Source organism: Maribacter sp. MS6 (assembly GCF_056839185.1).
This window is the reverse complement of the sequence record NZ_CM166389.1, coordinates 963,184-974,861: the sequence shown is the minus strand read 5'-3', so window position 1 is coordinate 974,861 and position 11,678 is coordinate 963,184. Positions and strand designations below refer to the sequence as shown.

Sequence of the window (11,678 nt, the reverse complement as noted above, 5' to 3'; positions counted from 1 at the left end):
TGTAGTATATTATCTTAAACAACACTGTTAAATCGAAATTAAAGCTAGCCTGTGCTTTATTTAAATCTAATACCTTTGAACTATGAAAGTATTGATTACAGGTGCAACAGGTCTAGTCGGTCAGGAGTTGGTGGAGCAATGTCATGCTAAAGAGTATGATGTAAACTATCTTACCACGAGTAAACGTAAGTTGGTTTCTGAAACCAACTACAAGGGATTCTATTGGAACCCTAAAATGGGCGAAGTTAATAAAGACTGCCTAAAAGATGTTTCGGTGATCATCAATTTAGCTGGCGCTAGTATTTCTAAAAGATGGACTGCATCGTACAAGCAGGAAGTTTTGAATAGTAGGATAGAGACGTTAAATACATTACATCAATTATTATCCGAGTCGCCCGCGCATCAGGTAACTTCGTTTATATCCGCATCTGCTATTGGCATATACCCAAATTCCCTGGATAACTATTATGAGGAGAAGGAAACAGATGTTGACGAAAGTTTCTTAGGAGATGTAGTTGCGGCTTGGGAACGTAAAACAGACGAATTTAAAGCCTTGGGCATAACGGTAAGCAAAGTGCGTATTGGCTTGGTAATGTCTTCCAAAGGTGGTGCTTTACCGGAAATTGCCAAACCTATAAAACTATATGTCGGAGCGGCTTTTGGCTCCGGGGAGCAGTGGCAATCATGGATTCATATCACTGACTTGGCGCGTATGTTTCTTTTCATTGCCGAAAATGGCTTAAAAGGAGTATATAATGGCGTAGCACCAAATCCAATAACGAATAATAAATTGGTTAAAGAGGTAGCAAAAATTTTAGAAAAACCCTTGTTCTTGCCCAATATTCCAAGGTTTGTTATGCGGACAATCTTAGGTGAAATGTCCTATATTTTGTTTGCTAGCCAGCGGGTGAGCAGTAAAAAAATAGAAGAAGAAGGTTTCGATTTTGAATATCAGAATATATGTAACGCCTTGGAGGCCATTTATGAAAAAAGTGGTATGTGCAGTATTCCTGAGGATACGGTACAAAATGAATACGTCCCATAGTTTTTCAGATATTTAAGAGTTTATGTATTAAATCCGCTTTTGGCGGATTTTTTTACAAACTTTGGTGACATTTTGACATTTTTAAAGATTTGGCAGTACTTTTGCCACCTTCATAAAATCATATTAACACAGCGAAAAATCATATGAACAATAAAGATAAATCCGAAGAGATAGATGATACTATTTCACAGGAAGAAGGGATAGAAAACACTGAACACAACGATGTCCATGATGAAGTTGAGCAGACCGAGGAAGAACGGTTAAGAGAAGATGTTGCTAAGGAAAAGGATAAGTTTTTGAGACTTTTTGCAGAGTTCGAAAATTATAAGAAAAGAACATCCAAGGAAAGAATGGACTTATTCAAAACAGCGGGCCAAGAAGTAATTGTTTCTTTGCTTCCAGTTTTGGATGACTTTGACCGAGCCTTAAGGGAGCTATCCAAATCTCAGGATAAGGAAATGTTCAAAGGTGTGGAACTTATTAGCGGCAAGTTCAAAGAGGCCTTAAAATCTAAAGGATTAGAAGATTTGAAGGTAAGCGTTGGAGATGCTTTTGATGCAGAAATTCATGAGGCCATAACACAGATACCTGCTCCAAGTAAGAAAATGAAAGGTAAGGTAATTGATGTTATAGAAAAAGGGTTTAAACTAGGAGATAGAATTATACGTCATCCAAAAGTGGTGGTTGGAAATTAAAACAAAGCTATGAAGCAAGATTATTATGAGGTGCTGGGAATATCCAAGGGCGCTTCTGCTGCAGAAGTTAAAAAGGCATATCGAAAAAAGGCTATCGAGTTTCACCCTGATAAGAACCCAGGTGATGCAACTGCAGAAGAGAACTTTAAAAAAGCAGCCGAAGCTTATGAGGTATTAAGCGATGCGGACAAAAAGGCTAGGTACGACCAATTTGGGCATGCGGCGTTCGAAGGCGGCGGTGGCTTCGGTGGCGGTGGAATGAACATGGACGATATCTTTAGTCAGTTCGGTGATATTTTCGGAGGTGGCTTTGGTGGAGGTAGCTTCGGCGGTTTCAGTGGATTTGGCGGTGGCGGTCAACGCAGGGTTAAGGGAAGTAATTTACGGATTAGGGTAAAGCTTACCTTGGAAGAAATTGCCAATGGTGTTGAGAAAAAAGTAAAGGTAAGGCGCAAGGTTCAGGCAGATGGTGTGACCTATAAAACATGTGCTACCTGCAATGGCAGCGGTCAGGTAACCAAAATACAAAATACTATTTTAGGTAGAATGCAGACCGCGGCTACCTGTAGTTCTTGTGGCGGTGCAGGACAAATTTTGGATGGCAAGCCCAAGGACGCAGATGCACAAGGTTTAAGAGTTACGGAGGAAACTGTTTCTATAAATATTCCGGCAGGCGTAGAAGAAGGAATGCAGTTGAAAGTGCCTAATAAAGGAAACGAGGCCCCAGGTAATGGAGTTCCAGGAGATTTGTTGGTGGCTATAGAAACACATGAACACGACACCCTTAAGCGAGAAGGTGACAACTTACATTATGATTTGTATATAAGTATTTCCGATGCGGTGTTGGGAACATCAAAAGAAATTGATGCCGTTGGTGGTAAAGTGCGCATAAAATTGGAGTCCGGTATTCAATCTGGTAAAATTTTACGCTTACGAGGCAAAGGGATTTCCAGTTTAAACGGTTACGGTAGCGGAGACCTATTGGTACATGTAAATGTTTGGACGCCCAAAGAACTCAACAAGGAGCAGAAAGACTTTTTTGATAGGATGCAAGGGACCGACAATTTTGAGCCAAGACCCCAAAAATCGGATAAATCTTTCTTTGAAAAAGTAAAAGATATGTTCTCTTAGCATGAAAAGTATTGGATTTTAAAATAAAAACGTATATTTGAATTAATATTGGGAAACCAATATTAATTTTCTTTTTCATAGCAATTTTTTTCCCATCCTTAATTAATTTAAGGGTGGGTTTTGCTTTTTAGGACACTTTTAGTCCGCCGTGTTTTGGTTTTTTAAAGTGAAATTGCATACTAAACAAGTAGAAGCTTCTTTTTATTTTGGTCTTGATAAAACATTGTTAAAAAGAACCGTTAAGACAATTCTTAAAAATTGTCGTTGAAAACAATTCAATATCTTTGAACAAATTGATTACATGAACAATATTTTGGTAGTTGACGAGGTTACCAAACAGTTTGGAGATTACACAGCTCTAAAAAGTGTTTCCCTTGAAATCCCCAAGAACAGTATTTATGGTCTTTTGGGTCCAAATGGAGCGGGAAAAACTACCCTGATTAGAATAATCAACCAGATAACCTATCCGGATACTGGAACTGTTTTTTTTAACGGAGCCCCACTTAAACCAGAACATATTTCTCAAATTGGCTACCTACCGGAAGAACGTGGCCTGTATAAGAGTATGAAAGTCGGAGAGCAGGCGTTGTATTTGGCGCAATTAAAGGGCCTCTCAAAGCAAGATGCGAAGAATAAATTGAAATTTTGGTTCGAGCGTTTGGAAATTGGTGACTGGTGGGGGAAAAAAATCCAAGAGTTATCCAAGGGTATGGCTCAGAAAATTCAGTTTATTGTTACGGTGCTCCACGAACCTAAGCTACTTATTTTCGACGAACCATTTAGCGGCTTTGACCCGATTAATGCAAATATTATTAAAGAGGAAATTTTGAAGCTCAAAGAGCAGGGTACTTCTATTATATTTTCTACACATAGAATGGAATCTGTAGAGGAGCTTTGTGAATATATAGCACTCATACATCGTTCAGAAAAGATTTTGGATGGTAAATTGTCTGAAATAAAAAAAGAATTTAAAAACAATATTTTCGGTGTAGGGGTGACTACAGAGACTCCAGATGATGTGTTGTTAGAATTAAAAGCCCGCTATCAAATACTTTCTTCGAAATATGATAGCGGTGAAAAGCAATTAGATTTCTCTATACAGTTACCCAACGAAGATTCTACCGCCTTGCTAGGTTTACTTGGGTCCAAATCAAATGTAAATAGCTTTGTGGAGACTATTCCTTCGGCCAATGACATCTTTATACGGAGTATTCAAAATAAAGGATATGCCCATGAATAAATTACCGTTAATTATAAAAAGGGAATATTTGGCTAAGGTCCGGAACAAATCCTTTGTCATTATGACGTTTTTAAGTCCAATTTTAATGGTGGCAATGATTTTACTTATCGCTTATCTAACCAAACTAAACGATAGTGAGAAAAGAGTAATAACTATTTTAAATGAGAGTGATTTTTTTGCCACGGAATTTATTTCCAATGAAACGACCTCCTTTGTAAATTTCAGGGATATTACGTTGGAAGAGGCAAAGGATTCTACCCTGAATATGGGATACTATGGCCTCGTTTATGTACCAGACGAAAATACGCTGGAATTGGTTTCACAAAGAGCCTTTTTCTATAGCAGCGAAGCGCCCAATACCAGTACTTTAGAAAGTTTAGAACGAATTTTTAAAGAACGGCTAAAACAGGAACGACTTAGAGAATTAGGAATTTCAACTTCGGAGTATGCGGAGATGGACCGGTCCTTTCAAATGAATATAGCTACCTTCGATGGTGAACAGAATTTAAAAGGAATTAATGAGATAAAGGCTTTGATAGGAGGTGGATTTGGTTATTTGATTATGATGTTTATCATCATCTATGGCGGGTTTGTTATGCGAAGTGTAATAGAAGAGAAGACCAGCCGTATTATTGAAGTTATTATTTCTTCGGTAAAACCTTTTCAGTTAATGCTAGGTAAAATTATAGGCACATCCTTGGCAGGAATTACCCAGTTTGCTATATGGATTCTTTCCGGTACTATTTTGCTGATTATAGCGTTGGCAATTTTTGATATAGATCCCGCTGTTGTTTCCGGTTCTGGAGCTATGCCTCTCATGGGCGAAGGTGTAAATCCTGGAGTACCCTCTGCCAATTTAACCATGCATTTATATGCACAAGAACTTTTTGATATTCCGTGGGGTCTGTTAATTTCATTTTTCCTGATTTATTTTATTCTTGGTTATTTGATTTACAGCTCTATTTATGCAGCTATCGGTGCGGCAGTAGATAACGAAACGGATACACAACAGTTTATATTTCCAATAATCCTTCCTCTAATGTTAGCAATTTATGTTGGATTTTTCTCTGTGTTTAGTAATCCCCATGGACCTATCGCAGTGGGTTTTTCCCTTTTCCCGCTAACTTCTCCCATTGTAATGATGATGCGTCTGCCTGGTGGTATTGGGGATGGCGGAGTGCCTGTATGGCAGTTGGTATCCTCTATCCTAATTTTAATAGCTACCTTTATTGGAATCGTTTGGTTGGCTGCCAAAATTTATAGGGTTGGTATCTTAATGTATGGTAAAAAACCAAGTTATAAGGAGTTGTTCAAATGGCTCAAATATTGATAATGGTTCAAGAAAAAACCGAGAAATTAAAGGAAATTATTGAGAATGATATTTGGGGTTCTATAAAGCAATTTTTGGAACTTGGAATTCATTTTGGAAGTGGAGATAAATCCATAGACATTACTATTGGTCTTTTGTTGTTATTAACCATTGCGTTTATAGGAACTAGCTTTTTTATGAAGTGGGTTCGCAGATTTTTTACACGCAATATGGAAACAGAGGACAAACTTAAGTTTGTCAGTATTTTTAAGTTTATTAAGTATCTTGTTTATATCGTGGTAATCTTGTTTACCATGAGTACGGCCGGTATAAACATTACGATACTAATTACTGCTTCAGCGGCCCTTTTTGTTGGTTTAGGTCTTGCATTACAGGAGCTTTTTCAAGATATCATAGGAGGGATATTTATTATTCTTGACAAATCACTTCGTGTAGGTGACATCGTAGAAGTAGACGGCAAGGTAGGAAAGGTTTTTGAGATTAAGCTGCGCACAACAAGGGCTATTACCAGGGATGATAAAATTATTATCATACCCAACCATAAGTTTATCAGTGATATTGTTTATAATTATACTCAGAATCACAAAACCACTAGGGAGAGTGTTAAAATTGGAGTAGCTTACGGTAGCGATGTTCAATTAGTGACCAAGATTTTGGAGGCGGTCTTGCAAAATCAAAAAGGAGTATTAAAAAGTCCAAAATCGTTCGTACTGTTTGATGATTTTGGTGATTCGGCACTACTCTTTTCACTTAATTTCTTTATTAGCGATAGCTTTACCGACCCAAGAATAAAAAGTGAAATACGTTATCGAATAGATGCAGAATTCAGAAAGAATAATATTACTATACCATTTCCTCAACGAGATGTCCATATTTTTCAGCAAAAGCCATTTCAACATAGCGATATTCAAAACTTAGGCAAGGAATGGAAGCAAAAGGAGGATTAATAATTCTATTCTTATTACTGCCTATATGTGTTATTTTAGCGCAAACTCCAGATGTGTTCAGGGCAGAGTATATGATTTTGCCCAGAAATGATTCAGGTGCAAGATTGGCCCGTATTAAATTAGTCGCAAATGTTCCTATTAAGATTGGTGATTCCAGTATTATAGTAGTAGGTGGCGAGTATAATCGTTTGGCATATGACTTGGATAGAGAAGATATTGCTATCAACCAGCAAGGTCTAAATTATTTTCATGTGGTCGATATTCACTTAGGATATGTGCATAGGTATGATAGGGACTGGAGACTTATAGGAGTGCTCACCCCGCGACTGGCATCCACGCTAACCAACCCTTTGGAGAATGGTGACTTTTCTATTAATGCCACGATTGGTGCCTTTAGGGATAGACCTTATTTAGACAAACCAACGCGCTTGGTCCTAGGTATTGCCTACAATTCTACGGTAGCACTGAGGGTTCCTTTGCCGGTGGTGTATTTTGAAAAAAGATTTCATCCTAGTTGGTCGTATGTGATAGGGGTGCCTAAATCAGGTATGAAACATCATTTTGATGAAAAACATATGGTACAAACAGAGTTCATATTAGACGGGTATTTTGTAAATCTGCAGAACAATACTGCTTTACCGGACGCTACCTTTGCATCGTCTATATCATCATCAGCTGCAGTTATAACACTTGGATACTCCTATAATATAACTAAAGAAATGTCTTTTTATGGATTTTTTGGACACACCATATTTCAACTAGGAGTTTTGAGAGATGAGGATAGAAATGATATTTTTACCTTGAACGAAGATCCTAGCTTTTATATTAGGACAGGTTTTAGAATAGGATTATAAACAAATAAAAAGATATGTCAAGAATTTTAGTAATAGAGGACGAGGCGGCTATTAGACGGGTATTGGTAAAAATCCTATCCGAAGAGAATGATGCGTATGTGGTAGAAGAAGCAGAGGATGGCTTAAAAGGATTGGAAACCATCAAGAATAAAGATTATGATCTTGTGCTTTGTGATATAAAAATGCCAAAAATGGATGGGGTAGAGGTTCTTGAGGCCGCTAGAAAAATAAAACCGGAAATTCCCTTTATTATGATTTCTGGGCATGGCGATTTGGATACCGCCGTAAATACCATGCGACTAGGAGCTTTTGATTATATTTCAAAACCCCCTGATTTAAATAGACTATTGACCACTGTTAGAAATGCTTTGGATCGTAAAGAACTGGTGGTAGAAAATAAAATTCTTAAAAAGAAGGTTAGCAAGACCTATCAGATGATTGGTGAAAGTGCCGAGATAGATGGGATAAAGGATATGATCGAAAAAGTAGCTCCAACCGATGCTAGGGTGTTAATTACAGGTGCTAACGGAACAGGTAAGGAATTAGTGGCCCACTGGCTTCACCAAAAAAGCCAAAGAAGTGGAGCGCCCTTTATTGAAGTTAATTGCGCTGCGATACCATCGGAACTTATAGAAAGTGAATTGTTTGGCCACGTAAAGGGAGCTTTTACCTCTGCCGTTAAAGATAGGGCAGGTAAATTTGAAGCTGCGAACAAAGGCACCATTTTCTTAGATGAAATCGGTGATATGAGTCTTTCTGCACAGGCTAAAGTGTTAAGGGCATTGCAGGAGAGTAAAATTTCTAGGGTAGGAACGGACAAGGACATAAAAGTTGACGTCCGAGTATTGGCAGCAACCAATAAAGACCTGAAACATGAAATAGCCGAAGGTAATTTTCGTGAGGATTTATATCATAGGCTCGCCGTAATCCTAATTCAAGTGCCTTCTTTAAACGATAGAAGGGATGATATACCCCTGTTGATAGAATATTTCTGTAAAAAAGTAACCGATGAGCAGGGAATCCCTTTAAAAACCTTTAGTGAAAAGGCTATAAAATTGCTCAAAGCTTATGATTGGACCGGGAATATTAGAGAGTTGAGAAATGTTGTGGAACGTCTTATTATTTTGGGTGGTACCGAGGTTTCCGAAGACGATGTAAAACTATTTGCAAGTAAATAACTTTTTATCCTTTAGGCTAGAGACAATTAGGAATTCGAAGCAGGGCATCTGCTGTAATTTCCTTGGTTCTTAGATTGTAGTATTTATTACCTTCCGATAAATCGCTCTTTAACAGCTGTTTTTCGCAATTGTCAAAAATGTTCTTGGCAAATGCACGAGCTTCTTTGCAGTCTACCGTTTCTACTATCTTTTGAAGGGAGGCTTTATATTTCTTTAAGGAAATATCAATTTTTTCGTTTAAAGAAGTAATACCTTGTTCATTTAAGAGTATTGTTCTATTCTTTCTTGGCGTACTGGTATTAAGGGCAAGTACGTTGTTACCGTATTTACTCTGGTGTAGCTCGTGTGATTCCAGTGCGTCTATTCCGCCAAGGGTATGTTTTAAGGACCTTTCTAAAAATATACGTGTTGCGCTAAGAGAGGTAGCTTTCGTCGCCATTTTAAGGTTTTTTAAACCTTCTTCTAAATCAATTTCGGCATATTCACACCCACAAATGGCTAATTGTTTTTTTGATTTTTCAATAGCGTTCAAGGCTTTATATGCATAATACCGTGCTTTGTTTATATCATCTTTTGCTATAGCAGCTTCCGTTTGTGATTTGGCAAAGCCAATATTGGAACCTGCGTATTCGCACTCCATGTTGGATGTAAAAGAGGAAAATAGTAACAGTGCCATGACACTGATGAAGATATAGGTCTTGTTCATCATTAAAGATTTGTTCGTAAAATTTGGGACTTTTTACAGAGATAAAATTACTACGGTCTGTGGTATTTTAAATATACTATTCGACGGAAAACACCACCTAAGTGTTTAATTAGGTAAAAAGGTATAATCGTATGTTGAACCGCATATTTTTTTAACATTTGAGTGTATTTCATCGATTAAAACTTTTATATTTCGGTATGGATTATATAAAAAGTGAAGAATATCGCGCCAGTAGTACTACTAAAATCGCTAACAGGGCCACGCATCAAGACTTTGGCCTGTCTGATAAACAACTCAAAAAGGATTTGCAAAAGACGCGTAAAACGTTAGGGGAGTTCCAGGATACCCTCTATGCACATAACAAGTATGGCGTATTGGTTTGCTTACAGGGAATGGATACAGCCGGCAAGGATAGTTTAGTTCGTGAGGTATTTAAGGATTTTAATGCAAGAGGAGTAGAAGTACACAGTTTTAAGGTGCCAACCGAACAAGAGCTAGATCATGATTTTCTTTGGCGTCATTATATCGTGCTTCCAGAAAAGGGTAAGTTCGGTGTGTTCAACAGAACACATTATGAAAATGTGCTGGTAACAAGGGTTCACCCGGAGTATATTCTTGGAGAACGAATCCCTGGAATACATACTGTGGCAGATATAGACCAAGATTTTTGGGACAAGCGTTTTGAGCAGATCAATAATTTTGAGCGCCATTTGGTGGAGAACGGCACACTTATTTTTAAGTTTTTTCTACACCTGTCCAAAGAAGAACAACGTCAACGTCTGCTAAGAAGGCTTTCCTTAAAGAGAAAACATTGGAAGTTTTCCCCCGGCGATCTTAAAGAGCGCAAGTTGTGGGAAAGGTATCAAAAATGTTATGAGGAAGCCATTATCAATACCTCTACCAAGTATGCACCTTGGGATATCATTCCTGCAGATAATAAAAAAGCAGCTCGTGTGATTGTAGCGACCATACTTTTAGAAAGGTTAAAAAAATACAAAGATATCAAGGAGCCGCAATTGGATGCTAAAATAATGGCTAATTTAGACACCTATGAAAAGCAACTACAAAACGAAGGGTAACATTAGCTTTCTGACTTTATGTTTGGTTTTAGGTCAGGTTCTATTTTCACAAACGAATGACGAGATTCAACTGCGCAAAATTTATGATGCAGCGCTTGCCCAGGGAAAAGCATATGATTGGCTAAATCATCTTTCAAACCAGATTGGTGGTAGGTTGTCTGGCTCTGTTCAAGCGCAACAGGCGGTTGATTATACAAAGGCAGAACTAGATGCCTTAGGTTTGGATCAAGTCTGGTTACAGCCGGTCATGGTGCCTAAATGGGTTAGGGGCACACCTGAATTTGCTTATTTCGAAACGGAACCAGGTAGTACTACAAATGTGCCTATTACAGCTTTGGGGGGTTCTGTTCCTACACCTACAAACGGGATAAAAGCAAAGGTCGTAGAGGTTCATAGTATAGCAGAGCTGGATACCTTAGGTGCTGCTAAGATTGCTGGTAAGATTGTCTTTTTTAACAGACCACTGGATCCAAAGCACATCAATACGTTTGATGCATACTCTGGTGCGGTAGACCAGCGTGGTTTTGGTGCAAGGGAGGCAGGTAAGTTTGGGGCTATAGGTGTTATTGTTCGTTCCATGAACTTAAGATTGGACGATTTTCCACATACGGGAGGTATGAGTTATGGTGATACGCCAGCTAACCAAAGAATTCCGGCTGCTGCCATAAGTACAAATGCAGCTGACCTGCTAAGCGCTACATTAAAGCTAAATCCGGAAATTAGTTTTTACTTTAAGCAAAACTGCAAACAGTTTGATGACGTACAAAGTTTTAACGTTATTGGTGAAATTAAGGGAACTACCCATCCTAATGAGATTATTGTGGTAGGCGGACATTTAGATTCTTGGGATTTAGGCGATGGTTCACATGATGATGGTGCTGGGTGCGTGCAAAGTATGGAGGTTTTGCGGTTGTTCAAAGAAATTGATTATAAACCCAAACGCACCATTAGAGTGGTGCTGTTCATGAACGAAGAAAATGGTTTACGTGGCGGTCTGAAGTATGCTGAAGTTGCAGAAAAAAATAATGAGAACCATATTTTTGCTCTGGAAAGTGATTCTGGAGGATTTACCCCAAGAGGATTTTCGTTCGACAGTTCGGAGGCGGATTTTAGACGTGTGGAACGCTGGAAGCCTTTGTTGGAACCTTACCAAGTAACTATGTTGGTGCAAGGATTCAGTGGTGCCGATATAAGTCCCCTAAAAAATGACACAGTTGTGTTGGCAGGGTTAAAACCCGATTCACAGCGCTATTTTGATCATCACCACTCTAACAACGATAAGTTTGAACATGTGAACAAACGGGAATTGGAGCTTGGTGCCGCTGCTATGGCTAGTTTGGTATACCTTTTTGATATGTATGGCATAGAAACAGATAATAGGTAAGGTGCACTTACGCATCTAAGCCTCTCGTTACTTGCTCTAAATATTCCTAACATTTTTCCATACCTTTGCGCCTTATTAAAAAATAGGAT

At 38.4% G+C, this 11,678-nt stretch carries 11 protein-coding genes; 10 read left to right on the top strand and 1 reads right to left on the bottom strand.

Annotation, left to right across the window (positions count from 1 at the left end; all coding sequences use genetic code 11):
• Positions 1-82: 82 nt before the first annotated feature.
• From MS6x_RS04425 to MS6x_RS04390, 8 genes are all read left to right on the top strand, one after another.
• Complete coding sequence (locus MS6x_RS04425) at positions 83-1,045, top strand: TIGR01777 family oxidoreductase (RefSeq protein WP_482605583.1); 963 nt, start codon at positions 83-85, stop codon at positions 1,043-1,045.
• Positions 1,046-1,188: 143 nt separating this feature from the next.
• Positions 1,189-1,740: a nucleotide exchange factor GrpE gene (locus MS6x_RS04420; RefSeq protein WP_482605582.1), complete on the top strand. Its 552-nt coding sequence runs from the start codon at positions 1,189-1,191 to the stop codon at positions 1,738-1,740.
• Between the two features lie 9 nt (positions 1,741-1,749).
• Positions 1,750-2,871, top strand: a complete 1,122-nt coding sequence (gene dnaJ, locus MS6x_RS04415; protein WP_482605580.1) for a molecular chaperone DnaJ — start codon at positions 1,750-1,752, stop codon at positions 2,869-2,871.
• 301 nt (positions 2,872-3,172) lie between these two features.
• Positions 3,173-4,111 (top strand): ABC transporter ATP-binding protein, encoded by a 939-nt coding sequence (locus MS6x_RS04410; RefSeq protein WP_482605578.1) that lies wholly within the window; start codon positions 3,173-3,175, stop codon positions 4,109-4,111.
• Positions 4,104-5,441: an ABC transporter permease gene (locus tag MS6x_RS04405; protein ID WP_482607144.1), complete on the top strand. Its 1,338-nt coding sequence runs from the start codon at positions 4,104-4,106 to the stop codon at positions 5,439-5,441. Before MS6x_RS04410 ends, MS6x_RS04405 begins: the two co-directional genes overlap by 8 nt.
• Positions 5,442-5,443: 2 nt before the next feature.
• A complete protein-coding gene (locus tag MS6x_RS04400; protein WP_482605576.1) occupies positions 5,444-6,388 on the top strand; it encodes a mechanosensitive ion channel family protein in 945 nt (314 codons plus the stop codon).
• A complete protein-coding gene (locus MS6x_RS04395) occupies positions 6,367-7,242 on the top strand; it encodes a DUF6268 family outer membrane beta-barrel protein (RefSeq protein WP_482605574.1) in 876 nt (291 codons plus the stop codon). The genes MS6x_RS04400 and MS6x_RS04395 overlap by 22 nt, the downstream gene beginning before the upstream one ends.
• A gap of 14 nt (positions 7,243-7,256) precedes the next feature.
• Entirely contained in the window at positions 7,257-8,420 is a 1,164-nt protein-coding gene (locus MS6x_RS04390; protein WP_482605572.1) for a sigma-54-dependent transcriptional regulator, read from the top strand.
• Positions 8,421-8,436: 16 nt separating this feature from the next.
• Here MS6x_RS04390 and MS6x_RS04385 read toward each other — a convergent pair whose 3' ends face one another.
• Positions 8,437-9,129 (bottom strand): hypothetical protein, encoded by a 693-nt coding sequence (locus tag MS6x_RS04385; RefSeq protein ID WP_482605571.1) that lies wholly within the window; start codon positions 9,127-9,129, stop codon positions 8,437-8,439.
• A 194-nt stretch (positions 9,130-9,323) separates the two neighbouring features.
• Here MS6x_RS04385 and MS6x_RS04380 point away from each other — a divergent pair, with 194 nt between their 5' ends.
• Together MS6x_RS04380 and MS6x_RS04375 are read left to right on the top strand one after the other, a co-directional pair.
• Entirely contained in the window at positions 9,324-10,205 is an 882-nt protein-coding gene (locus MS6x_RS04380) for a PPK2 family polyphosphate kinase (protein ID WP_482605569.1), read from the top strand.
• Positions 10,177-11,589 carry a M28 family peptidase gene (locus tag MS6x_RS04375; RefSeq protein WP_482605568.1) on the top strand — a complete coding sequence of 471 codons (1,413 nt, stop codon included), beginning with the start codon at positions 10,177-10,179 and terminating at the stop codon, positions 11,587-11,589. Before MS6x_RS04380 ends, MS6x_RS04375 begins: the two co-directional genes overlap by 29 nt.
• The last annotated feature ends 89 nt before the right edge of the window (positions 11,590-11,678 follow it).

Excerpts from the sequence above, each read along its gene's own strand:
- MS6x_RS04410 (WP_482605578.1), top strand. The coding sequence starts at position 3,173 with ATGAACAATATTTTGGTAGTTGACGAGGTTACCAAACAGTTTGGAGAT.
- MS6x_RS04400 (WP_482605576.1), top strand. The coding sequence starts at position 5,444 with ATGGTTCAAGAAAAAACCGAGAAATTAAAGGAAATTATTGAGAATGAT.
- MS6x_RS04390 (WP_482605572.1), top strand. The coding sequence starts at position 7,257 with ATGTCAAGAATTTTAGTAATAGAGGACGAGGCGGCTATTAGACGGGTA.
- MS6x_RS04380 (WP_482605569.1), top strand. The coding sequence starts at position 9,324 with ATGGATTATATAAAAAGTGAAGAATATCGCGCCAGTAGTACTACTAAA.
- MS6x_RS04420 (WP_482605582.1), top strand. The coding sequence starts at position 1,189 with ATGAACAATAAAGATAAATCCGAAGAGATAGATGATACTATTTCACAG.
- MS6x_RS04395 (WP_482605574.1), top strand. The coding sequence starts at position 6,367 with ATGGAAGCAAAAGGAGGATTAATAATTCTATTCTTATTACTGCCTATA.
- MS6x_RS04375 (WP_482605568.1), top strand. The coding sequence starts at position 10,177 with ATGAAAAGCAACTACAAAACGAAGGGTAACATTAGCTTTCTGACTTTA.
- MS6x_RS04385 (WP_482605571.1), bottom strand. The coding sequence starts at position 9,129 with ATGATGAACAAGACCTATATCTTCATCAGTGTCATGGCACTGTTACTA.
- MS6x_RS04425 (WP_482605583.1), top strand. The coding sequence starts at position 83 with ATGAAAGTATTGATTACAGGTGCAACAGGTCTAGTCGGTCAGGAGTTG.
- dnaJ (WP_482605580.1), top strand. The coding sequence starts at position 1,750 with ATGAAGCAAGATTATTATGAGGTGCTGGGAATATCCAAGGGCGCTTCT.
- MS6x_RS04405 (WP_482607144.1), top strand. The coding sequence starts at position 4,104 with ATGAATAAATTACCGTTAATTATAAAAAGGGAATATTTGGCTAAGGTC.